This window comes from Kitasatospora sp. NPDC008115 (assembly GCF_042957205.1).
In the GTDB taxonomy this organism is placed as follows: Bacteria; Actinomycetota; Actinomycetes; order Streptomycetales; family Streptomycetaceae; genus Kitasatospora.
Map to the genome: position 1 here is coordinate 1 of NZ_JBIBHU010000038.1, position 23734 is coordinate 23734.

The 23734-nt window shown below is 71.9% G+C and carries 17 protein-coding genes; 2 read left to right on the plus strand and 15 right to left on the minus strand.

Features of this window, described 5'->3' with window-relative positions:
- Window positions 1-300 precede the first annotated feature (300 nt).
- The 9 genes from ACFZBX_RS33665 to eccD all read right to left on the minus strand — a co-directional run bounded on the left by ACFZBX_RS33665 (window position 301) and on the right by eccD (window position 11407).
- Window positions 301-1986: a ribonuclease J gene (locus ACFZBX_RS33665; RefSeq protein ID WP_391537599.1), complete on the minus strand. Its 1686-nt coding sequence runs from the start codon at window positions 1984-1986 to the stop codon at window positions 301-303.
- A gap of 170 nt (window positions 1987-2156) precedes the next feature.
- Complete coding sequence (gene dapA / locus ACFZBX_RS33670; protein ID WP_391537600.1) at window positions 2157-3056, minus strand: 4-hydroxy-tetrahydrodipicolinate synthase; 900 nt, start codon at window positions 3054-3056, stop codon at window positions 2157-2159.
- 293 nt (window positions 3057-3349) lie between these two features.
- Window positions 3350-4081: an FAD-dependent thymidylate synthase gene (gene thyX, locus ACFZBX_RS33675; protein ID WP_391537601.1), complete on the minus strand. Its 732-nt coding sequence runs from the start codon at window positions 4079-4081 to the stop codon at window positions 3350-3352.
- A complete protein-coding gene (locus ACFZBX_RS33680; RefSeq protein ID WP_391537602.1) occupies window positions 4078-4563 on the minus strand; it encodes a hypothetical protein in 486 nt (161 codons plus the stop codon). Before ACFZBX_RS33680 ends, thyX begins: the two co-directional genes overlap by 4 nt.
- Before the next feature lie 7 nt (window positions 4564-4570).
- On the minus strand, window positions 4571-5317 hold the full coding sequence (dapB, locus tag ACFZBX_RS33685; RefSeq protein ID WP_391537603.1) for a 4-hydroxy-tetrahydrodipicolinate reductase: 747 nt from the start codon (window positions 5315-5317) through the stop codon (window positions 4571-4573).
- A 13-nt stretch (window positions 5318-5330) separates the two neighbouring features.
- A complete protein-coding gene (locus tag ACFZBX_RS33690; RefSeq protein WP_380758653.1) occupies window positions 5331-6683 on the minus strand; it encodes a M16 family metallopeptidase in 1353 nt (450 codons plus the stop codon).
- A 113-nt stretch (window positions 6684-6796) separates the two neighbouring features.
- Entirely contained in the window at window positions 6797-9004 is a 2208-nt protein-coding gene (locus ACFZBX_RS33695; RefSeq protein WP_391537604.1) for a polyribonucleotide nucleotidyltransferase, read from the minus strand.
- A gap of 464 nt (window positions 9005-9468) precedes the next feature.
- The gene (rpsO, locus tag ACFZBX_RS33700) at window positions 9469-9759 is read right to left on the minus strand and encodes a 30S ribosomal protein S15 (protein WP_209416808.1); all 291 of its coding nucleotides are present in this window, start codon (window positions 9757-9759) and stop codon (window positions 9469-9471) included.
- 184 nt (window positions 9760-9943) lie between these two features.
- Window positions 9944-11407, minus strand: a complete 1464-nt coding sequence (eccD, locus tag ACFZBX_RS33705) for a type VII secretion integral membrane protein EccD (protein WP_391537605.1) — start codon at window positions 11405-11407, stop codon at window positions 9944-9946.
- 383 nt (window positions 11408-11790) lie between these two features.
- Between eccD and eccCa the strand changes: the two genes are divergently transcribed.
- Together eccCa and ACFZBX_RS33715 are read left to right on the plus strand one after the other, a co-directional pair.
- A complete protein-coding gene (eccCa, locus tag ACFZBX_RS33710) occupies window positions 11791-15738 on the plus strand; it encodes a type VII secretion protein EccCa (RefSeq protein ID WP_391537606.1) in 3948 nt (1315 codons plus the stop codon).
- 489 nt (window positions 15739-16227) lie between these two features.
- Window positions 16228-17640: an APC family permease gene (locus ACFZBX_RS33715; protein WP_391537607.1), complete on the plus strand. Its 1413-nt coding sequence runs from the start codon at window positions 16228-16230 to the stop codon at window positions 17638-17640.
- An 84-nt stretch (window positions 17641-17724) separates the two neighbouring features.
- Here ACFZBX_RS33715 and ACFZBX_RS33720 read toward each other — a convergent pair whose 3' ends face one another.
- The 6 genes from ACFZBX_RS33720 to ACFZBX_RS33745 form a co-directional block, all read right to left on the minus strand.
- Window positions 17725-19002, minus strand: coding sequence for a hypothetical protein (locus ACFZBX_RS33720; RefSeq protein WP_391537608.1), 1278 nt, complete (start codon window positions 19000-19002; stop codon window positions 17725-17727).
- A 72-nt stretch (window positions 19003-19074) separates the two neighbouring features.
- Window positions 19075-19617: a SigE family RNA polymerase sigma factor gene (locus tag ACFZBX_RS33725; RefSeq protein WP_391537609.1), complete on the minus strand. Its 543-nt coding sequence runs from the start codon at window positions 19615-19617 to the stop codon at window positions 19075-19077.
- Between the two features lie 107 nt (window positions 19618-19724).
- Window positions 19725-20960, minus strand: a complete 1236-nt coding sequence (gene mycP / locus ACFZBX_RS33730) for a type VII secretion-associated serine protease mycosin (RefSeq protein WP_391537610.1) — start codon at window positions 20958-20960, stop codon at window positions 19725-19727.
- Window positions 20961-21050: 90 nt separating this feature from the next.
- Complete coding sequence (locus ACFZBX_RS33735) at window positions 21051-21344, minus strand: WXG100 family type VII secretion target (RefSeq protein ID WP_391537611.1); 294 nt, start codon at window positions 21342-21344, stop codon at window positions 21051-21053.
- 77 nt (window positions 21345-21421) lie between these two features.
- Window positions 21422-21727: a WXG100 family type VII secretion target gene (locus ACFZBX_RS33740; RefSeq protein WP_380758635.1), complete on the minus strand. Its 306-nt coding sequence runs from the start codon at window positions 21725-21727 to the stop codon at window positions 21422-21424.
- 203 nt (window positions 21728-21930) lie between these two features.
- Complete coding sequence (locus tag ACFZBX_RS33745) at window positions 21931-23607, minus strand: type VII secretion protein EccB (protein ID WP_391537612.1); 1677 nt, start codon at window positions 23605-23607, stop codon at window positions 21931-21933.
- Window positions 23608-23734: the final 127 nt, after the last annotated feature.

Below are 23734 nucleotides of genomic sequence, written 5' to 3' on the forward strand. Positions count from 1 at the left end.
CGCTGTTGAGTTCTCAAGGAACGGACGCTTCCTTCAGGCGGCTTTCACACCGGCCCTCCGGGCGCTTCGTTCTTTCGTGTTTCCAGCTTATCAGATGTTTTCCGCTCCGTTTTCCGGAGTTTCTTTCGTCCGATTTGCTTCGGCCTTTCGGCGCTCCCGAACTCTATCAGAGTTTCTCGGGCCGTTTTCCCGCTCCGTTCTCGAATTCAGTTCGAGAACTTCGACTGGGGGCCGTCCCGTGGGGCAACCCGGAGAACATTACGCACCGGGCTGCCCCACGTCAAATCACGCCGGGGAGGCTCAGACCTCGACGACGACCGGCAGGATCATCGGGCGGCGGCGGTAGTTGTCCGCCACCCACTTGCCGATGGTCCGGCGGACGAGCTGCTGGACCTGGCGGATCTCCAGGACGCCGTCGCTCGCCGAGCGGTCGAGCGCCTCCTGGAGCCTGGCCGCGACCGGGACGAACGCGGCGTCGTCGATGCCGGAGCCGCGGGCCTGGATGCTGGGGCCGCCGACGATCTTGCCGTTGGTGGAGTCGACCACCACGAAGCAGGAGATGAAGCCCTCCTCGCCGAGGATCTTGCGGTCCTTGAGCGAGGCCTCGGTGATGTCGCCGACCGAGGAGCCGTCGACGTAGACGTAGCCGGCCTGCACCTTGCCGACGATGCGGGCGACGCCGCCCTCCAGGTCGACGCAGACGCCGTCCTCCGCGATGACCACCCGGTTGCGCGGGACACCGGTCGCGACGCCGAGGTCGGCCGCCGCCCGCAGGTGGCGCCACTCGCCGTGCACCGGCATGAGGTTGCGCGGCTTGCAGATGTTGAAGAAGTACAGCAGCTCGCCGGCCGAGGCGTGGCCGGAGACGTGCACCTTGGCGTTGCCCTTGTGCACGACCTTGGCGCCCCAGCGGGTCAGGCCGTTGATCACCCGGTAGACCGCGTTCTCGTTGCCCGGGATGAGCGAGGACGCCAGGACGACGGTGTCGCCCTCGACGATGCGGATCTGGTGGTCGCGGTTGGCCATCCGGGACAGCGCGGCCATCGGCTCGCCCTGCGAGCCGGTACAGATCAGCACGACCTCCTTGTCCGGCAGGTCGTCCAACTGCTTGACGTCCACGACCATGTTGCCCGGCACCTTCAGGTACCCGAGGTCGCGGGCGATGCCCATGTTGCGGACCATCGAGCGGCCGACGAAGGCGACCTTGCGCTTGTACTCGTGCGCGGCGTCCAGCACCTGCTGGATGCGGTGCACGTGGCTGGCGAAGGAGGCGACGATGATGCGCTTGTCGGCGTTCGCGAAAACGTTTCGCAGCGCGGCCGAGATGTCCCGCTCGTGCGGGATGAAGCCGGGGACCTCGGCGTTGGTGGAGTCCACCAGCAGCAGGTCCATGCCCTCCTCCGCCAGCTTGGCGAAGGTCGGCAGGTCGGTGAGGCGCCCGTCCAGCGGCAGCTGGTCCATCTTGAAGTCGCCGGTGGCGACGACCATGCCGGCCGGGGTGCGCACGGCGACGGCCAGCGCGTCCGGGATGGAGTGGTTGACCGCGATGAACTGGCAGTCGAAGGGGCCGATCCGCTCGCGGTCGCCCTCGGCGACCTCCAGCACGTACGGGCGGATGCGGTGCTCGGCGAGCTTGGCCTCGATCAGCGCCAGGGTGAGCTTCGACCCGATCAGCGGGATGTCCGGGTTCTCCCGGAGCAGGAACGGGACGGCGCCGATGTGGTCCTCGTGGCCGTGCGTGAGGACGATGCCGTCGATCTTGTCGAGACGGTCCCGGATGTAGGTGAAGTCCGGGAGGATCAGGTCGACGCCGGGCTGCTCGTCCTCGGGGAAGAGGACGCCGCAGTCGACGATGAGAATGCGGTCCCCGTATTCGAAGACCGTCATGTTGCGGCCGATCTCGCCGAGACCGCCGAGCGGGGTGATGCGCAGGGCGCCCGCCTTGAGGGCCGGCGGCGCGCCGAGTTCGGGATGCGGGTGGCTCAAAAGACTCTCCTCACGACGCACGCCATATGTCCGGGGTCCTCCCCCGCGAGACATATGGCGTGCGTTCTCAGTGTCGTTTTCCTACCGGGTCTGTGCTCTCGCGCCTTCGGTCCGGTCCAGCGGCGGACCCGTGAGGGTCCGGCGAGCCGGGGCGCGCACGTCTGTGTCTGTTAGAGGTCTACCCCGCCGTCGGCGAGATCCTTCTTCAGTTGCGCGATCTCCTCGGAGGTCGCGCCGACCAGGGGCAGCCGCAGCGGGCCGGCGGGCAGGCCCTGGAGGTCCAGCGCGGCCTTGGCGAGGATGACGCCCTGGGTGCGGAAGATACCGGTGAAGACCGGCAGCAGGCGCTGGTGCACGGCCGTGGCCTTGGCCACATCGCCGGCCAGGTAGGCCTCGACCATGGCCCGCAGCTCGCCGGCGACCACATGGCCGACCACGCTGACGACACCGACGGCTCCGACCGACAGCAACGGCAGGTTGAGGATGTCGTCGCCGGAGTACCAGGCGAGGTCCGAGCGGGCGATCGCCCAGGCCGCGGCGCCGAGGTCGCCCTTGGCGTCCTTGTTGGCGACGATCCGCGGGTGCTCGCCGAGCCGGACCAGCGTCTCGTGGCTCAGCGCGACGCCGCTGCGGCCGGGGATGTCGTACAGCATGACCGGCAGCCCGGTGGAGTCGGCGATCTCCACGGTGTGCCGGTACAGGCCCTCCTGCGGGGGCTTGCTGTAGTACGGCGTGACCACCAGCAGGCCGTGCGCTCCGGCCGCCTCGGCCTGGCGGGCCAGCTGGACGCTGTGGTGCGTGTCGTTGGTGCCGACACCGGCCACCACGTGGGCCCGGTCCCCGACCGCCTCCACCACGGCGCGCACGAGCTGGGCCTTCTCTGCGTCGCTGGTGGTCGGGGACTCCCCGGTGGTGCCGTTGACGACGAGGCCGTCGTTGCCGGAGTCGACGAGGTGCGCGGCGAGGCGCTGGGCGCCGTCGAGGTCGAGGCCGCCGTCGGCGGTGAACGGTGTCACCATCGCGGTCAGAACCCGCCCGAAGGGCGTCTGGGGGGTGGAGGTCGGAGCCATGCGTCCAAAACTACTCGTAGGCGGTGGGGCGGCACCCAGGCCGGTCCACGGTTCGGACGGCCGTGTTGGAGGGCCGGTGGTCGACCGGCCGCGAACCGGTGGCGAACCGGGTACGGACCAGCCGCGCTCCGCTCCGGCGGAGGCGGTTCAAGCAGCGGGGACATGGGATTCCGGTGCTGCGTGCTCGGGGGTTCAAGCAGCACCGGAATCCGTGTTCACGAGCGTAGGGAGCGGTCAGATATGCCGCAATCCAGACATGCCAGACACCCTCCCCGGATGCCCGTCGCCGCAGGTCAGGGGGCGACCCGGCCGTGCTTCTCGAAGGCCGCATGGGTGAGCGGCATGAGCCGGGCCCACTGCTCCTCCATCCGCTCCGCGACCATCTCGATCTCGCGCTGCGGGAACGACGGCACCGCCGAGTTCTCCCGCTTGGTGCGCAGCGACAGGAAGTGCATCAGCGAGCGGGCGTTGCAGGTCGCGTACATCGACGAGAACAGCCCGACCGGCAGCACCGCGCGGGCGACCTCGCGGGCCACGCCGGCCGCCAGCATCTCCTGGTAGCGCTCGTACGCCTCGCGGTAGGCGGCCTCCATCGAGGCCGTCACGGTCTTGTGCTGCTCGGGGGTGCCCTCGACGAACTCGTAGCGGCCCGGGCGGCCCTGCTGGACGAGCCTGCGCTCCTCGCCCGGCACGTAGAAGACCGGCTCCAGCTCGCGGTAGCGGCCGGACTCCTCGTTGTAGGACCAGCCGCTGCGGTGGCGGTGGAACTCGCGGAAGACGAAGATCGGCGCGCTGATGAAGAAGGTCATCGAGTTGTGCTCGAACGGCGTGCCGTGCCGGTCCCGCATCAGGAAGTTGATCAGGCCCGCGGACTTCTCCGGGTCCTGCTGGAGCGCCTCCAGGGACTGCTCCCCCGCCGTCGAGACCCTGGCCGCCCAGATGACGTCCGAGTCCGTCGCGGCGCTGCGGACCAGGTCCACGGTGACGTCGCTGCGGAACCGGGGGGCCGTCGTGTCGTCGCTCACGCGCTACTCCTCGCAGGCTTGGTGATGGTGGTGCCGGTGGTGCCGGTGGTGCGGTGCAGCCGGATCGCGTGCTGCATGGTCTTGCGGGCGCGCGGTACGTCGCCGGCGTCGGCGTACGCGACGGCCAGGCGGAAGAAGGCCCGCCAGTCGCCGGGGGCGGCCTCGGCCTCGGCCTTGCGGCGGGCGAACACCGCGTCGGCCGACGCCCGGTCGATCCGCCCGCCCTCGGTGCGCTTCAGCTCGTCGACCGGCAGGCCGCCCTCGGCCTCCAGCTCACGGGCGAGCCGCTCGCTGTCCCGGCCGAAGCGGACCGTCTGGCGCAGGAACCAGAGGCCGATGACCGGGATGACGAAGGCGCACAGGCCCATGCCGATGCCGAGCGGCTTGCCGGTGGCGATGAGCTGGACGCCCTCGCCGACGCAGAGCAGCGCGACCAGCGCCAGCACGCCGGAGAGGAGGAAGAAGCCGGTACGGGAGGTCATGCCGGGCTCACAGGTCCAGGAAGTGCTCAAGGCCCAGGGTGAGCCCGGGCGTCTCCACGACCTTGCGCGCGCCGAGCAGGATGCCCGGCATGAAGCTGCTGTGGTGCAGCGAGTCGTGCCGGATGGTGAGGGTCTCGCCGGTGTCGCCGAACATCACCTGCTGGTGGGCGAGCAGGCCGCGCAGCCGCACCGCGTGCACCGGCACCCCGTCGACGTCGGCGCCGCGGGCGCCGGGCAGGCTGTGGGTGGTCGGGTCCTGCTGCACCGGGCGGCCGGCCTCGGCGCGGGCGACGGCGATCAGCTGGGCGGTGCGGGTGGCGGTGCCGCTGGGGGCGTCCGCCTTGCCGTCGTGGTGCAGCTCGACGACCTCGACCGACTCGAAGTACCTGGCGGCGATCTGCGAGAACTTCATGCCCAGGATCGCGCCGATGGAGAAGTTCGGCGCGATCAGCAGGCCGAGCTCCGGGGCCTCGTCGAGCCAGCCGCGCACGGTGGCCAGCCGCTCCTCGGTCCAGCCGGTGGTGCCGGTGACCACGTGGATGCCGTGGTGCAGGCAGTGGTCGAGGTTGCCCATCACCGAGTCGGGGTGGGTCAGCTCGACGGCGACCTGGGCGCCCGCCTCGGTCAGCTCCTCCAGCCGGGACCCGCGGCCCAGGGCGGCGACCAGCTCCATGTCCGGCGCGGCCTCCACGGCCTTGACCGCCTCCGAGCCGATCCGTCCCTTGGCGCCGATCACGGCGACACGCAGCGTCATAGCGAAAGTCCTCTCACACCAGCAGGTCGGCGAGCTTCGCGGCCCGCTTGTCGTTGACCGGACCGATCAGCGCCAGCGACGGCCGGTAGGCCCCCAGCACATCACGGGCGACCTCGTGGACGTCGTCCAGGGTCACCGCCGCTATCTTCGCCAGCATGTCGTCGACCGACAGGTGGTGGCCGTAGCTCAGCTCGGCCTTGCCGATGCGGTTCATCAGCGAGCCGGTGTCCTCCATGCCGAGCACGGTGGAGCCGGAGATCTGGCCGATGGCGCGCCGCAGCTCCTCCTCGGTGATGCCCTCGGCGACCACCTTGGCGAGCTCCTCGCGGCAGATCCGCAGCACCTCCTCGACCCGCTTGGGCTGGCAGCCGGCGTAGATGCCGAACAGACCGCTGTCCGCGTACGAGGAGGAGTAGGAGTACACCGAGTACGCCAGGCCGCGCTTCTCCCGGACCTCCTGGAAGAGCCGCGAGCTCATGCCGCCGCCGAGGGCCGCGTTGAGCACGCCCATCGCCCAGCGGCGCTCGTCGTGCCGGGGCACGCCGGGCACGCCCAGCACCAGGTGGGCCTGCTCGGTGGACCGGTTGAGCACCTCGACCCTGCCCGCCGTCCGCAGCGCCTTGACACCTCGCCGGGCCTCGGCGGGGACGGCCTCGGACTTGGCGAGCAGCGGCGCGAAGGCCTTCTCGACCTGCCGGACGACCTTGCGGTGGTCCAGGTTGCCCGCCGCGGCGACCACCAGGTGCTCGGGCTTGTAGCGGCGGTGGAAGAAGCCGGCGATCTGGTCGCGGGTGAGCGAGTGGATGGTCTCCTGGGTGCCGAGGATCGGCCGGCCGAGCGGGCCGCTGCCGAAGATCACCTTGGCGAAGAGGTCGTGGACGACGTCACCCGGGTCGTCCTCGGCCATCGCCATCTCCTCCAGGATGACGCCGCGCTCGGCCTCGACGTCCTCGGGGCGGATCAGCGAGCCGGTGAGCATGTCGCAGACCACGTCGATGGCCAGCGGCAGGTCGGTGTCGAGCACCCGCGCGTAGTAGCAGGTGTTCTCCTTGGCGGTGAAAGCGTTCATCTCACCGCCGACCGCGTCCAGGGCGGCCGAGATGTCCAGCGCGCTGCGCCGCTCGGTGCCCTTGAAGAGCAGGTGCTCCAGGTAGTGGGTAGCACCGTTGAGCTGCGGGGTCTCGTCCCGCGAGCCGACGCCGACCCAGATGCCGAAGGTCGCGGAGCGCACCGTCGGCAGGGTCTCGGTGACGACGCGCAGGCCGCCGGGGAGGACGGTGCGGCGCACGGTTCCGGCGCCGTCCACGCCCTTGAGCAGGGTCCGGGTCGTGCCGGGGCGCTGCGTCGCCGCCGAGGCCTGGGCCACGGGGGTACCTCCGTAGAAAAAGCGGTCCGCCGCATGGGCGTGGGTGGGGACAACAGGGTGCGGCCCGCACGCCGCTGGGGGCGTGCGGGCCGCGGGGTTCAGCTAGCCGCGCTTCACTCGGAAGCGGCCTCGGCGTTCTCCTCGCCCTCGATGACCGGGATCAGCGAGAGCTTGCCGCGCGGGTCGATCTCGGCGATCTCGACCTGCACCTTGGCGCCGACGCCGAGGACGTCCTCGACGTTCTCCACGCGCTTGCCGCCGGCGAGCTTGCGGATCTGCGAGATGTGCAGCAGACCGTCCTTGCCCGGCATGAGCGAGACGAAGGCACCGAAGGTCGTGGTCTTGACCACGGTGCCCAGGTAGCGCTCGCCGACCTCCGGCATGGTCGGGTTGGCGATCTGGTTGATCGTGGTGCGGGCGGCCTCGGCGGCCGGGCCGTCGGCGGCACCGATGTAGATGGTGCCGTCGTCCTCGATCGTGATCTCGGCGCCGGTGTCCTCCTGGATCTGGTTGATCATCTTGCCCTTGGGGCCGATGACCTCGCCGATCTTGTCCACCGGGATCTTGATGGTGATGATGCGCGGCGCGTTCGGGGACATCTCGTCCGGGGAGTCGATGGCCTCGTTCATCACGTCGAGGATGTGCAGACGGGCGTCGCGGGCCTGCTTCAGCGCGGCGGCGAGCACCGACGCCGGGATGCCGTTGAGCTTGGTGTCCAGCTGCAGGGCGGTGATGAAGTTGCGGGTACCGGCGACCTTGAAGTCCATGTCGCCGTACGCGTCCTCGGCGCCGAGGATGTCGGTGAGGGTCACGAAGTGGGTCTCACCGTCGATCTCCTGGGAGATCAGGCCCATGGCGATGCCGGCGACGGCGGCCTTCAGCGGCACACCGGCGTTCAGCAGCGACATGGTGGAGGCGCAGACCGAGCCCATCGAGGTGGAGCCGTTGGAGCTGAGCGCCTCGGAGACCTGGCGGATGGCGTAGGGGAACTCCTCGCGGGTCGGCAGGACCGGGAGGATGGCCCGCTCGGCCAGCGCGCCGTGGCCGATCTCGCGGCGCTTCGGCGAACCGACGCGGCCGGTCTCGCCGACCGAGTACGGCGGGAAGTTGTAGTTGTGCATGTAGCGGCGGCGGGTCTCCGGGGAGAGCGTGTCCAGCTGCTGCTCCATGCGGAGCATGTTCAGCGTGGTGACACCCAGGATCTGGGTCTCGCCGCGCTCGAACAGGGCCGAGCCGTGCACCCGCGGGATGGCCTCGACCTCGGCGGCCAGGGTGCGGATGTCGGTGACGCCGCGGCCGTCGATGCGGACCTTGTCCTTGATGACGCGCTCGCGGACGACCTTCTTGGTCAGCGCGTTGTAGGCGGCGCTGATCTCCTTCTCGCGGCCCTCGAACTCGGGCAGCAGCTTCTCGGCGGCCAGCGCCTTGACGCGGTCCAGCTCGTTGTTGCGCTCCTGCTTGCCCGGGATGGTGAGGGCCTGGGCCAGCTCGTCCTTGACGGCGGCGCTCAGCGCGGCGAGCACGTCGTCCTGGTAGTCCAGGAAGACCGGGAACTCGCCGGTCGGCTTGGCGGCCTGGGCGGCCAGCTGCGCCTGCGCGGCGCACAGCACCTTGATGAACGGCTTGGCGGCCTCCAGGCCGGCCGCGACGATCTCCTCGGTCGGCGCGTCGGCGCCGCCCTCGACCAGCTTGATGGTCTTGTCGGTGGCCTCGGCCTCGACCATCATGATCGCGACGTCGCCGTCCGGCAGGACGCGGCCGGCCACGACCATGTCGAAGACGGCCGACTCCAGCTCGCTGTGGGTCGGGAAGGCGACCCACTGGCCGTTGATCAGCGCGACGCGCACGCCGCCGATCGGGCCGGAGAACGGCAGGCCGGCCAGCTGCGTGGAGGCGGAGGCGGCGTTGATGGCCACCACGTCGTACAGGTGGTCCGGGTTCAGCGCCATCACGGTGACGACGACCTGGACCTCGTTGCGCAGGCCCTTGACGAAGGACGGGCGCAGCGGGCGGTCGATCAGGCGGCAGGTGAGGATCGCGTCCTCGGAGGGCCGGCCCTCGCGACGGAAGAACGAGCCGGGGATGCGGCCGGCGGCGTACATCCGCTCCTCGACGTCCACGGTCAGCGGGAAGAAGTCGAAGTGCTCCTTCGGCTGCTTGGACGCGCTGGTGGCCGACAGCACCATGGTGTCGTCGTCCAGGTAGGCGACGGCGGAGCCGGCGGCCTGACGGGCCAGGCGGCCGGTCTCGAAGCGGATGGTGCGGGTGCCGAAGGAACCGTTGTCGATCACGGCCTCGGCGTAGAACACGTTCTCTTCCACCTGGAAGATCTCCTCTTTCGTACGTCTCCGGGAGAGCGTCCCCGCGCATCGCCTGCGTGTTGACCCTGGACGGTCGGGCCGGTCTTCGATCGAAGCCTCCGGTGCGCCCCGCTTCGATGGGCGGGGCCTCCGGCGGCCACTACCGAGGACCGGCGCCTCTCGGCCGGCCGGGTCCGGACGGGGCGGTCCGCGTCTGGACGCTCTCTCGGATGCGGGCGGCTTCCGTTTGAAGCCTTCGTCCCGCGGGGGGTTGGGTTCTGCTGCCTGAGTGGCGCGCTTGCGGCGCCATCACCCGGCATGCCCACAACCCTACGGTGCAATCCTCGGCCACCTGGGGAGGTGCGCGCGAGTTGTTATGCCCGGTCGTCGCGTTCGGGCGCCCCGGTGGACGCCCCGGCCGTACCGCCGCGACATACGCGCGAGGGGCGGCTCCCCGGTGTGGGGAGCCGCCCCGAGCGGCGTTCTCAGCGGGCGCCGCCGGCGGCACCGCGACGGATGCCCAGGCGGTCGACGAGCGTACGGAAGCGCTCGATGTCCTTCTTGGCCAGGTACTGCAGCAGGCGGCGGCGCTGGCCGACCAGGATCAGCAGGCCGCGGCGCGAGTGGTGGTCGTGCTTGTGCGACTTGAGGTGCTCGGTCAGGTCCGAGATGCGGCGGGAGAGCATGGCCACCTGGACCTCGGGGGAGCCGGTGTCGCCCTCCTTCTGGCCGAACTCGGCGATGATCTGCTTCTTGACGTCAGAGGCGAGAGCCACTGCAACTCCTTACGAGGTGATACCGAGCGGTCCTGGTCTACGGCACAGGACTCTGGGAGAACTCGGTGTCGTGACGGGCGCGGCCGCCGGTCCTCGCCCCACCCGGGGGCGGACACACGGCTGCGCTCGAAGGCCAAGCGTACCAGTGCCCCCGGCACGGTTGTCCGGCGGCCCCGGCGGGCGGTCAGCCGGTGGCGCCGCGGACCAGCCGGTAGACGTCGAGCACGGCCAGCACCAGCGGGACCAGCGACATCAGGGTGAGGCTGTCGACCAGGTCCAGGACGCGCCCCCAGAACGGGGAGACGCCCAGGCGGGGCACCACCAGGGCGATCGCGGTGAGCACCGCGGCGCCGAAGGCGATCGAGGCGGTCAGCCAGACGGTGCGCAGGTCGGCGCCGGTGGAGCCGATGCCGGCCCGGAGCACGAACTGCGGGGTGTGCAGGGAGAGGCCGACGATCAGCAGCGACAGTCCGAGCAGGCCGGCGATGGTGAGGCTGAAGACCTGCGCGCTGTAGCGGAACAGCCGGGCGCGGAGCATGGTGGCGAGGCCGAGGAGCAGGGCGAGCAGCTCGGGGAGGGTCTCGTCGGTGAAGCCGAGCACCGCGCAGGCGCCGACGATCACCGCGGCGCAGCCGCCGACCAGGCCGACCAGCACCTCGTGGCCGCGGCGGGCCTGGTGGGCGATCCGCTCGTACTGGACGAGTTCGGCGCGGGCGGCCTCCTCGTCGTGGTCGCGGCCGCGGGCGCGGGTCTGGCCGGGGGCGCTGTAGCCGACGGGCAGCCGGGCGAAGCGGGCGGACAGGCCGGGCAGGAAGCCGATCGCGGCGACGGCGGCGACGCCGGTGACGGCGGCGATGTGGTTGGCCGGGGTGCCGGGCAGCAGGACGGCGGCGAAGGTGGCGAGCGCGCCGGCCGCGGCCAGGAAGGCGGCGGCGACGAACAGCGAGTCCTTCTCGGGCAGCAGGCCGACCAGCAGGACGGCGACCACCAGGACGGCGACGCAGCCGGTGAGGAACTGCAGCCGGCCGGGGCCGTCCAGCGGGCCGCCGGTGGGGGCGAGCACGCCGCTGCCGGCGATCAGGGCGTGCGGCAGGGCGCCGAGGCCGAGCGCGAGTCCGGCCCAGGCGTCCCGGTAGACCCGGGCGCGGACGCCGGCGAAGGCGGTGAGCACGACGGCGACGACGCCGGAGAGCACGCCGGGCAGGCCGTGCATGTCGTGGCGCAGGTCGGCGAACCAGAGGGCGAAGCCGAGCAGGGTGAGCAGCACGCCGGTGCCGATGAGGCCGAAGGCGCGCATCAGCTCGGGGCTCCAGAACCGGCGGTCGCTCTCACCGGCGGTGGCGATCGCGTCGGCGACGTCGTCGTAGACGGCGGGCGGCAGCGACTCGGCGAACGGGCGCAGGCTGAGCAGGTCGCCGTCGCGCACCTGCTGGGCGGCGAGCGAGCGGCCCCCGTCGAGCACGGTGCCGTCGCGGCGGACCAGGTGGAACCCGGTGGGCACCCCGTCGGGCTGGGTCTGGCCGGAGAGCCGCAGCACCTCGGGGTAGACGTCCGCGAGCGGCACGTCCTCGGGCAGGGCGACGTCGATCCGGCTGTCCGGGGCGACGACGGTGACCCGGCAGAAGCCGGTGGTGGCGGGCGTCGTCATGCCCGCACCTCGTTCGCTCGACGCACTGGGCGCTCCCCCTCGATGACGGTGCCGCGGTACCGGCGGCTGGTCGGTCTGGCTGTCGCGCCGGCCCGGGCCGGGCGGAACCGGCCCGGCGGGGCCACGAGTTGGCGCGGCGTTACCCTACCCGCTCGGTTCGTGTCCGGCCCCGTGGAGGGCGGGCGGGGCCGGACGGCCGGGATCCCAGTAGGATCGGCCCCTGCGCAAGGCGGCGGGGGCGGCGCGCACGTCCCCCGGTGCCTGCGGTCGGCGGAGCGGGGGCGGCGTCACACGGGGCGCCCTCACCCGTACGTATCCAGTGGCGTGAGGGCTGATGCCGTGGTGATCGAGCGAAGCGTTCGTGGTCGGAGGGTGGGGCGCGCATGGGCGTGATCACCGTCAAGCGGCCGCCCCGGGCCTATCCGCCCGCGGTGCCGGACGAGCCGGTGGAGCTGGTCGCCCCGCCCGAGCTGCCCCGGTCGGGCGGCGAGGACTGGGTGATGAGCATCCTTCCGATGCTCGGCATGGGCGGATCGGCGGTGTTCTTCTTCGCCCCGGGCGCCCAGGCCCCGATGAAGATCATGGGCGGTCTGATGATCGTCTCGACGGTCGGCATGGCGCTCGCGCAGATCGTCCGGGCCCGCAAGGGCGGCTCCTCGGCCACCGCGGACGAGCGGCGCGACTACCTCAAGTACCTCCAGCAGATGCGCCGCCAGGTTCGCCGCACCGCCGAGCGCCAGCGCGGCGCGCAGCTGTTCCTGAACCCCGAGCCCGACCAGCTCTGGTCGATCGTCGCGGACGGCCGCCGGCTGTGGGAACGGCGCTCCGGGGACGGCGACTTCGCGCAGATCCGGGTCGGCCGCGGGCCGGTGCAGCTGTCCACCCCGCTGGTCGCGCCGCAGACCGCGCCGATGGACGAGCTGGAGCCGCTGTCGGCGGCCGCGATGCAGACCTTCCTGAAGGCCCACGGCACCTTGCAGGAACTGCCGTTGGCTATCTCGCTGCGCGCCTTCTACCACATCACGGTCTGCGGGGACCCGGACACCGTCTACGGCAACGTCCGGGCGATGATCGCCCAGCTGACCACCCTGCACTCGCCGGACGACCTGCTGATCACGGTGGCGGCCGCGCCCGGCGCGGTGGACGAGTGGGAGTGGACCAAGTGGCTCCCGCACAACCAGCACCGCAAGGAGAGCGACGGCGCCGGTTCGCGCCGGCTGATCGCCTCCGGCCTCGGTGAGCTGGAGCTGCTGATCCAGGACGAACTGGCCGGCCGTCAGCGGTTCGTCCGGGACGCCTCGCCGGCGCCCGACCAGCCGCACATCGTCGTCGTGATGGACGGCGCCTCGGTGCCGCACGACTCGCTGCTGGCCGGCGCGGAGGGCGTGCACGGGGTGACCATCGTCGAGGTGGTCCCCGGTGACCTGGACGAGCCGACCGGGCATCTGATCGTCACGGTCTCGCCGGACGAGCTGGTGCTGCGCTCGGCCTCCGGCGCCACCTACTCCGGCGCCCCGGACACCCTCAGCGCCTGGCAGTCCGAGGCGCTGGCGCGGCAGCTGGCGCCGTACCGGGCCTCGGCCGGCGGCGACGACGAACCGCTGCTGTCCAACCTGGACTTCACCGATCTGATGAACTCCGGCGACCCCGGCTCCTTCGACGTGGCGCGCAGCTGGCGGCAGCGGGCGCAGCACGAGCGGCTGCGGGTGCCGATCGGCGTCGGGGCCGGCGGCGAGCACGTGTACCTGGACATCAAGGAGGCCGCGCTGGAGGGCATGGGCCCGCACGGCCTGTGCGTCGGCGCGACCGGCTCCGGCAAGTCCGAGCTGCTGCGCACCCTGGTGCTGGGGCTGGCGATGACGCACTCCTCGGAGACGCTGAACTTCGTGCTCGCCGACTTCAAGGGCGGCGCGACCTTCGCGGGAATGGCGGACATGCCGCACACCTCCGCGGTGATCACCAACCTGGAGGGGCAGCTCACCCTGGTCGACCGCATGCGGGACGCCGTCGAGGGCGAGCTCAACCGGCGCCAGGAGCTGCTGCACCGGGCCGGCAACTACGCGAACATCCACGAGTACGAGCGGGCCCGGGCGGCCGGCGCGGCGCTGGACCCGCTGCCGTCGCTGGTGCTGATCATCGACGAGTTCTCCGAACTCCTCACCGCCAAGCCCGACTTCATCGACATGTTCATCCAGATCGGCCGGATCGGCCGGTCCCTCGGGGTGCACCTGCTGCTGGCCTCGCAGCGCCTGGAGGAGGGCAAGCTGCGCGGCCTGGACACCTATCTCTCCTACCGGATCGGTCTGCGCACCTTCTCGGCGGCCGAGTCGCGGGCGGCGATCGGCGTCCCGGACGCGTACCACCTGCCGCCGGTGCCGGGCGTCGGCTACCTGAAGTTCGGCACCGACGTGATGGAGCGGTTCAAGGCGGCGTACGTCTCGGGCCCGTACCGGGCGCCGGGGCAGCAGCGGTCGACCGGCGGCCGGCTGGTGACCGCGCGGCCGGTGCGGTTCACCGCGGCCGAGGTGCCGGTGACCGAGCCGCTGGTGCAGGAGGTCGAGCCGATCGCCGAGGAGCCGGACGACGCCCTGGCGGACACCGTGCTGGACGTGTTCGTGCAGCGGATGGCGGGCCAGGGCCCGGCCGCGCACCAGGTGTGGCTGCCGCCGCTGGACGCCCCGCCGAGCGTGGACCAGCTGCTTCCGCCGCTCCAGGCGACCGTCGAGCGCGGGCTGACCGCACCGCAGTACGGGGCGCTGGGCCGGCTGCGGGTGCCGGTCGGCATCGTCGACAAGCCGCGCGACCAGAAGCGCGACATCCTCGACCACGACTACTCGGGGGCGGCCGGCCACGGCCTGGTGGTGGGCGGTCCGCTCTCCGGCAAGTCGACGGTGATCCGCACCACGGTGGTCTCCTTCGCGCTCACCCACACCCCGCTGGAGGTGCAGTTCTACCTGCTGGACTTCGGCGGCGGCGGCTTCCAGTCGCTCCAGGGCCTGCCGCAGGTCGGCGGGGTGGCCGGGCGGCTGGACGCCGAGAAGGTGCGCCGGATGGTCTCCGAGGTGCACGGCGTGCTGAACCGGCGCGAGGAGCTGTTCCGCGCCACCGGGATCGACTCGATCGCCACCTACCGGGCCCGCCGGGCCTCCGGCGCGCTGCCGGACGAGCGGTTCGGCGACGTCTTCCTGGTGATCGACGGCTGGAACACCTTCAAGCAGGAGTTCGAGGCGCTGGAGCCGGTGATCGGCGACATCGCCCAGCGGGGCCTGGGCTACGGCGTCCACCTGATCGTCACCGCGGCCCGGTACGCGGAGGTCCGCCCGGCGCTCAAGGACCTGCTGCAGAACCGGACCGAGCTGAAGCTCGGCGACTCCATGGAGTCCGAGGTGGACCGCCGGGTGGCGCAGAACGTGCCGGCCGTCCCGGGGCGCGGTGTCACCCCGGACCGGCTGCACTTCCTCACCGGTCTGCCCCGGCTGGACGGCTCCGGTTCGGCGGAGGACCTCCAGGACGGCGTGGCCGGGCTGGTCTCGGCGGTCGCCGGGGCGTGGACGGGCCCGCGCGCGCCGCAGGTGCGGATGCTGCCGGCGGTGCTGGACGGGCACTCGCTGCCGAAGGGCTTCGAGCACCCGGAGCGGGGCGTCGCGTTCGGCGTGGACGAGGCGGAGCTGGCGCCGGCCTTCGTCAACTTCGAGACCGACCCACTGTTCATCGTGTTCGGCGACACCGAGTCCGGGAAGTCCGCACTGCTGCGGATGCTGGTCAAGCAGATCACCGAGCGCTACACCCCGGACCAGGCCGGCATCGTGGTCGGCGACTACCGGCGCGCGCTGCTCGGCGTCGTCCCGCCGGAGTACCTGGTGGAGTACGCGGCCGCGCAGCCGGCCATGTCGAGCGTGGTCGAGATGCTGCGCGGGGCCTGCGCGCGCCGGCTGCCCGGGCCGGACGTGACCGCCGAGCAGCTGCGCAACCGCAGCTGGTACAGCGGCAAGGACATGTTCGTGGTGGTCGACGACTACGAACTGGTGGCGACCTCCTCGGGCAACCCGCTGGCGGCGCTCGCGGAGTTCCTGCCGTTCGCGCGGGACATCGGCCTGCGGGTGATCGTCGCGCGCAGCGCGGGCGGCGCCGGGCGCTCGCTGTACGAGCCGTTCATGCAGCGGATGCGCGAGCTGGGCGGCCAGGGCGTGCTGCTCTCCGGCAACCGGGACGAGGGCCCGCTGCTGGGCAACGTCAAGCCGCAGGCGCTGCCGCCGGGCCGGGGCGTGTTCGTCTCGCGCCGGGTGACCAGCGGGCAGATGGTGCAGACGGGCTGGCTGCCGGCCCCGTAGCCGCCGGCCCCGTCCGGGCCGGCGCTGGTCGTCACGGAGCGTGTTCGAAGGGGTCGGGTCCTGGGATCCGGCCCCTTCCGCCGTCCCGGGTGCCGAAACGTTACCTAGATCTTTCCGGCGGAGGGCTGCGGTTCCCGTACCCGGCCCGGGGGTTGGCGGGCGGCGTGGGGGCGTCCGGCCGACCTGCCCCCGCATCCGGGCGGCACCTTTGAATGGGCGCATGCAACACCGCGTTCACCTTGGATTCAAGCGCCATGTAGCGAAAGTAACAAGCCGGGCATGCATAGTGATGACGATTAGTGATCATCGGATCGCATGTTTATGCGCTGCGCGGCAACGGATTCCGAAGCCCTTCGGCGATTGACTCGATCATTCCGGCCAAGGTTCCATGACGGCCCGGGAGCGACAGGACCAGAAACCGAGCCAGTCAGCCAGCGGAGGCGATACCGCTCCCTCTCCAGGACCAGCACAGAGCCGATCGGATGCCTCATGACCGACACGCTTCGCCCGCCCGCCACCGCGGCCCCCGCCGCGGCCGTCGCAGGCGCGCCCGACGCCCAGAAGACGCTCAAGCGCTCGATCGGTGTCGTCGGCGGCACTCTGCTGACGCTGTCCTGCGTCACGCCGGCCTCCACGCTCTTCGTGATCGTCCCCGAGCTGTTCTCCAGCATCGGCAGCGCCACCGCGCTGGCCATCGCGATCGGCTCGATCCTCTGCATCGCCGTCGCGTTCTGTTACTCCGAGCTCGGCACCCTGATCCCCAGCGCCGGCGGTGAGTACGCGATGGTCGGCACCCTGGCCGGACGGCTGGCCGGCTGGCTGGTGTTCGTGCTCTCGCTGATCGTGGTGATGATCGTCCCCTCGGTCATCGCCCTCGGCACCGCCGACTACCTCGCGCCCGTGCTGCACGTCGACAAGCCGCTGGCCGGCGCCGCGGTGATGCTCGCCGCCACCCTGGCCGGCCTGCTGGACCTGCGTGCCAACGCCTGGATCACCGGCATCTTCCTGGTGCTGGAGGTCATCGCGGCCGGCGTGGTCTCGGTGCTCGGCTTCGCCCACGCCAACGGCAACGCACCCAGCATGCTGCACGGCGTGGTCACCGGCGAGGACGGCGTCACCACCACGGTGAGCATCGGCGCGATCATCGGCGCCCTCGGCATCGCGCTCTTCATCACCCAGGGCTTCTCCACCGCCGTCTACCTCTCCGAGGAGCTGGAGAACCCGCGCCGCAACGTCTCGCGCACCGTGCTGTGGACGCTGGGCATCTCCGCCGCGATCCTGCTCGTCCCGGTCGCCGCCATCACCATGGGCGCCCCCGACCTGGCGACGCTGAGCTCCGGCGACATCTCCGGCATGGTCACCGCCTGGAGCAACTCCGCGGTCGGCACCTTCATCAGCCTCTGTGTCGCGCTGGCCATCATCAACGCCGGCATCGTCATGGTCATCCAGAACTCCCGGGTGCTGTTCGCCTCGGCCCGCGACAAGGCCTGGCCCGGCCCGGTCAACAAGGCCTTCGGCACCCTCGGCCGGTTCGGCTCCCCGTGGATCGCCACCCTGGCCGTCGGCCTGCCGGGCGCCGCGCTCTGCTACGTCGAGGGCGAACTGCTCAGCGAGATCACCGGCGTCGCCGTCACCGGGATGTACCTGCTGGTCGCGATCGCCGCGCTGCTCTCCCGCCGCAAGCAGCACAAGCACGCCGCCGCCTGGCGGATGCCGCTGTGGCCGGCCGTGCCGGTGGTGCTGATCGTGGTGCTCGGCTACGTCATCACCCAGCTGGACACCGTGCCGCTGCTGTGGACCGGCGGCATCACCGCCGTCGCCACCCTCTACTGGCTGCTCTACCTGCGCCCCCGCCAGGCCACCCACTGGGTGATCAGCCTCCCCGAGGACCAGCAGGGCTGATCCCCCTCCCCGAGAACCCCACCCCTCCCCCACACGGCAGTGCCCCGGGCTCCCCCTGGCCCGGGGCACTGCCGCGTCCGCGGGCTACTTCTTGAGCTTCCACCGCGGGCTGGTCGCGATCATCTTCATCTGGTCGACGGTGAGCGCCGGAGCGGTACGGGACGTCGCGTCGTTCGGGCCGCCGCTGTTGTAGGCGCCGACCGCCACCCGCATGCCGTCCGGGCGCAGGGCGTCGACCACCCACCTCGCCGGGTTGCCCGGCACCTTGCGGACGACGACCTTGGTGCCGTCGGGGAGCGTCTCACCGCCCGCGTGCAGCCCGCCGGCGTCGGGGTTCCGGCTCCAGTCTTCGACGTTGAGCTCCACCATCGACCTGCCCTTGCCGTCGTTCACCACGAAGTTGGCGTAGCCCTCGCTGCCGTCGGCCTCGGTCGGCTTGAGACCCGCCGGGAGCAGTTTCCCGGCGGTCTCCAGGATCTCCTGCCCGGTGTACGGCGTGCTCCGGCCGCTCGGCGTCGGCGGGGCCGGCTCCGGCAGGGCGGCGATCACCCGGTCCCAGGACTTATCGGTGACGACCGCCGTGAGCTGCTCGGGGGTCAGCGGCGGGGTGGGCCGGGAGACCGGCTTGCCCTTCTGCGCCTCCGAGTTCCACTCGCTCAGCTCGATCAGCCGGCCGTCCTTGCCGGTCAGCCGGGCGGACCACCACTTGGTGTCGGCCCGGCCGTCCGGGTACTCGTAGCCCTGGAAGAGGGTCAGCGCGCCGCCGTCCGGCAGCGGCGTCGAGGTGCAGGCGTCGTAGCGGATGATCTTGCGGTCGGGGCAGTCGCTGTCCGCCCGCCTCGGGTCGTCCTCGGCGGTCCTGGCGAACGAGATGGTGATCCAGGCCTTGCCCTTGCCGTCGTCGAGGACCAGCCGGGCGCCGGCCATCTCCCCCATGCCGCCGCCGGTGCCGCCGCCGTCGGCCCCGCTGACCTGTCCCTGGGGCAGCAGCGCCCGGAACGCGGCGAGCACCTCGTCGCCGCTGACCGCCGGAACACCGGGGGAGGCGGCGGGGGTGGGGGAGGCGGTCGGCGAGGACCCGGGCGTGAGCGAGGCGGAGCTCGCGGTGGCGGCCCCGCCGCCCGCCGGCGCCACCCCGGACGCGGCCGGGGAGCGGTCGGTGAGGTAGACGGCGCCGGTGCCCACCAGGGCCAGCGCGGCCGCGCCACCCACCACGGCGGCGGCCGACCGGCGGCGCCAGCGGCGGCGGCCGCGGGCCAGCCCGCCGGCCGCCAGCCCCTCCGGCCCCTGGGGGCGGAAGCCGTCGCCGGCCCGGGTCATGGCGTGGAGCAGGTCATCCTCGAAGCTGTCGGGTGCGGACATGCGTGATCACCGATTCCTTCGGTCACGGAACGGGGCCGGTGGCGGCCCCGTGGAGGCGGTCGGGTCGTACCGTCAGCGGGCGGCGAGCTCGGCCAGCGAGTCCCCGAGCCGCGCGCGCAGCCGCGCCAGCGCCCGGGAGGTCCGGGTGCGGACCGCGCCCGAGGAGAGCCGCAGCGCCTCGGCGGTCTCCTCGACGCTGCGGTCCTCCCAGTAGCGCAGCACCAGCACGGCCCGGTCCTGGACGGACAGTCCGGCGAGCGCGTCGAGCAGGGTGAGCCGCAGCGCCCCGTCCTGCTCCCGGCCCATGGCATCGGGCAGCCGGTCGGTGGGCCGCTCGTCGCTGGAGCGGCGGCGCTTCTGGGCCAGGAAGACGCGCACCATCACGGTGTGCGCGTAGGCGGCGGGGTTGTCGATCCGGTGCCGCCCGCCGGTCCAGGCCTTGCGGCGCCACAGCACGTACATCCGGCCGAGCGCCTCCTGGACGAGGTCCTCGGCCCGGTGGGTGTCCCCGCCGGTGAGCAGGCAGGCCGAACGGTAGAGCCGTCCGGTGTGCCCCGACACGAGTTCCAGGAACTCCGTGTCCTTCGTCTCGCGTCCGGCCCTGTTCCGCCCCATCCCCCACGACCCTCCCGCTCACCGCTGTCGACACTTCTTCGATGCGGTGAGCGGGAGCGGATGTTACAGCCGGCCGGAGGTTCCTCCCGGCTCCCGCCGCAGGGCGCCTACCGGGGCCGGCGGCGGTGGTCGCGCAGCACCACGCCGCCGCCGATCAGCAGCGCGACCAGCAGGGCGCCGATGCCCAGCACATAGGTCGCGGTGCGGCCGTCGCGGTCGGCCTGGGTCTCGCCGAGGCCGAGCGGGCGCGGCACGATCGGGGCGGAGGCCAGTTGGACCGGCGGGTCCTCCACCGGGCGCTCGGCCGGTGCGGCGGGCGCGGTGGTCACCGCCTTCACCGGGTCGACCACGCCCCAGCCGATGTACTCGTTCGCCTTGTGGTCGGTGCGCTGCGCGGTCTGCTCGATCCAGGCCCGCACCTGGCCGGGCTTCCAGTCCGGGTGCCCGCCGACCAGCAGCGCCGCGAGACCGGCCACGTACGGGGCGGCGAAGCTGGTGCCGTTGTCCACGCACTGCCCGCCGCGCGGGACGGTGGAGAGCATGTCGACCCCGGGGGCCGCGACGTCCACGAAGTCGCCGTACTGGGAGAAGTAGGTGCGCTCGTTGTTGCGGTCGGAGGCGCCGACGGCGAGCACCGTGGGGAACGCCGCCGGGTAGGTGTCGCCCTTCTTGCCGTCGTTGCCGGAGGAGGCGACCACCACCACGCCCCGCTTCTCGGCGTTGTCGATCGCGGCCTTCAGCTCCTCGTAGCCGACGAACCGGGTGTCGCCCGCGCCGCGCACGTCCTGCGAGATGTTGATGACCTTGGCGCCCTGCTGCACGGCCGAGTTGACGGCCGCGACCAGCGAGTGCACATCGCCGTTGCCCTCGGCGTCGTTCTGGCGGATCGACAGGATGACGGCCCCCGGGGCGATCCCGACGAAGCCGGTCTGCTCGCTGCGGGAGGCCGCGATGATGCCCGCCACCTTGGTGCCGTGGCCGACCCGGTCGTCCTTGCCGCCGCCCTCGACCGGCTTGCCCTCCTTGTCCTTCAGCAGCGAACCGCCGTCGAGGACCTTGCCGGCGAGCTGCGGGTTCTGGTCGTCCACCCCGGTGTCGATGACCGCGACCAGCACCCCGGCGCCGGTGACCGCACCGCCCTGCCAGAGCTCGTCCAGCACCATCCGCTGGAGCGACCACGGCACGGCCTGCACGTTCTGGGCGTTGCGGCCGCAGTCCCCCGCGGCCGAGATGCCCGGCCCGTCCGCCGCCGCCGGCACCGTCAACGGCCCGCCGAGCAGCGCGAGCGCGGCCGCCGCGGCCGCCGTCCGGTACCTGACCACCGGCACCCTGCCACCCCTCATGTCGTCACCTGGTTGCACGCTCGCGCGCCAAAGGCGGGCACCCGCGAGGGGGCACCCGCCCTTCGGCGCGCCGGGTCCGGCGGTGAGCCGTCAGCCGGTCCAGAGGGTGGCGTTGCGGTTCTCGGTGCTGCGGTAGCTCTCGGCCGCGCTGTCCAGCGACTTGGCGATCTGCTCCAGCACCTGCTGCAGGTGGGCGGCGCGCTGGTCCCACTTGGCCTGGTGGCCCTGGTAACCCTGCTGGGCGGCGCCCTCCCAGCTCGCGGCGATCTTGGTGACGCCGGACTTCAGCTCCTCCAGCTGCTGCTGGATGGTCTGCGCGGTCCGACGGACCTCCGAGCTGGCGTTCTTGATGGTCTCGAAGTTGACCAGAATGTGGTCGGCCACGATGTCTCCTAGTCGAGGCTGCGAGGCACCCCGTCACCCGGGGTGCGCGTCGCGGGGTGAACGGACGGAGCCGAGGATCAGACGCCGGCGGCGGCGGATCCGAAGATCGCCTGCTGGTCGGCGTCGGCCTGCGAGTACTTCTGGGTCGTGAGCTCGATCGCGTCCTTGATGGCGCGCAGCGACTTGTTCAGCTCCTGGGCGTCCGTGTTGAACTGACCCTGGAGGTTGGTGTACGCCTGCGCGGCCTGGCCCTGCCAACCACCGGTGATCGAACCCACCAGGTTGTTGAGGCCGTTGATCTCGGTGTTGATCTTGTTGATGACCTCGTCCATGTGCTTGGCGAACGCCAGCATCTCCTGAGCGGTCGTCTTGAACTGACCCATGCTCTACCGTCCCCCATGAGACAGACCTCGTGGCCGGGGTCCGTTTCCGGCCCCCGGGCATCACCGGTGTGATGTCCTGCAGCACTGTAGTCGGCACACGCAGCTCACCCAACACCGGGCGACGGACAGTTACCAAGCCCTGACATCGAGGCCAATTCCTTTGCGCCGCGCGGACCGAGGCCCCTCACGCGTTCGAGCGCGGGTCAGGCGTTCTGCTGCTGCGCCGCGCTCTTCGCGTTGAGCGCCGGACCGGCCGGCACCAGGTTCGACCACTGCTGCGGCACCAACGCCGGCTGAAGGCCCTGGTAGCCCAGCCGGGCCTGGTTTCCGCCGGCCTCCTCGGGCTGCGGCGGACCGGACGGCGTCGCGGGCTGTGCGGAGGGGGTCTTCGGCGTCGCGCCCTGGCCGGCCGGCTGCCCCGGCTGGGCCGGCGCGGTGGTCTGGCCGCCCTTGCCGCCCTCGCTGCTGGCCGGAACCGCGTAGCGCAGCCCGGTCTCGGTGATCAGGAAGTCGCTGCCGGAACCCTCCGCGGCGTTGTCCAGCGCCCGGTAGAACAGGCCGTGACCCGGCGTCACATGCGCGGTGGCCGCGCCGTTGCTGTAGCGCACCGGGTAGTCGGGACCGGCCCAGACGCTGCGCCGGGGCGTCCGGCCGTCCTCCGCCACCCCCTCGAAGGTGCTGCAGACCACCGGGCGGGCGTCCTTCGGCGCCTTCCAGTTGTTGGCCGGCGCGCCCGTGCCGACCGGCCAGTCGGCGGCGCCCTCGGCCATCAGCGGTGCATTGCTGTTGACGATGGCGTGCTCGGCCGGGGTCAGGTCGTCGACCCGCGGGGTCCGGTTGGCGTCCTGGTTGTACAGCGGCTGCAACTGCGGGTTCTGCCGGATGAGTTCCGCCTGGAACGGGGTGATCAGCAGCAGCCGGTCCTTGCCCACCACGTAGTGCTTGTCGCCGAACTTGACCAGCCGGCCGATCTTGCGGTCCTCCGGGTTCTGCAGCGGCACCGAGGAGTTGGCGACCTTGGTGTCCGGGACCAGCCCCTCGATCCTCGGGAAGACGATGTCGCTGCCCGGCGCCAGGGTCTCCAGCCAGTCCTTCTTCACCTTCTGCGGAGTGGCGGTCGGCCCGAAGATCGCGCCCATCAGCTGGGTGCGGGTGGCGTCCGAGGCCTCCGGGGCACCGATCGCGTGCCGGCGGCCCTTGTCGTCCACCAGGAACACCCTCAGCTTCCCCTGGCCCGCGGCCTGGCCCCCGGCGGCGACCTGCGGGTCGTCCGCCTGCTGCACCAGCAGCGCCTGGCCGACGTCCAGCTTCCGGTCCTTCGCGCCGAGCGCCTCGGCGTCCGCGCCGCCCGCCACGAACACCGCCTGGTCGACGGTGCTCCCCTGCTCGTCGCCCGGGCGGTCGCAGACCGACCACTTCATCGGCCGGCTCGCGTTCGCCTTGCTCGGCAGCTTGTCCGGCGCGTACGGGATGCCGATCGTCGGACCGTGGTTGGGGTAGCGGTCCAGCACGCCGTCGTCGACCACCACGACCTTGGAGTCCACCGGCAGCACCAGCCGCGCCGAGGCCATGTTCAGCACCTGGTGCAGCCGCTTGGTCCTCCCGTCCGGGTCGGTCAGCACCACGTACCGGGTGGTGCTCTGCTTTCCCTGGACGATGAACTTGCCGTCGTCCCAGCCCACCGGGGCGCTCGGCTTGAACACCCCCCAGAGGCCGAAGCCGCCGACCACCAGCGCGCCCACTATGACGCTCGGAAGCACCGCCTTGACCGGCCGCGGCGCGTCCTCGTCGCTCCCCCCGCCCCCGGGCAGCAGGAACGCCGCGACCGTGCGCTTGCGGGCGAAGGTGTAGGCGTTCAGCTCGTCGCGGCGCGATGCCATCCTCGTCGTCTCCCCTGTCGGACCGTCCTGCCCCGTGTCCCGCACCCCCCGGGCGAGAACGTGCTCGAACCCTCTACGATGCGGCAGCAGACGGTGAGTACGGTACGGGTACGGTTCACGCACCGGC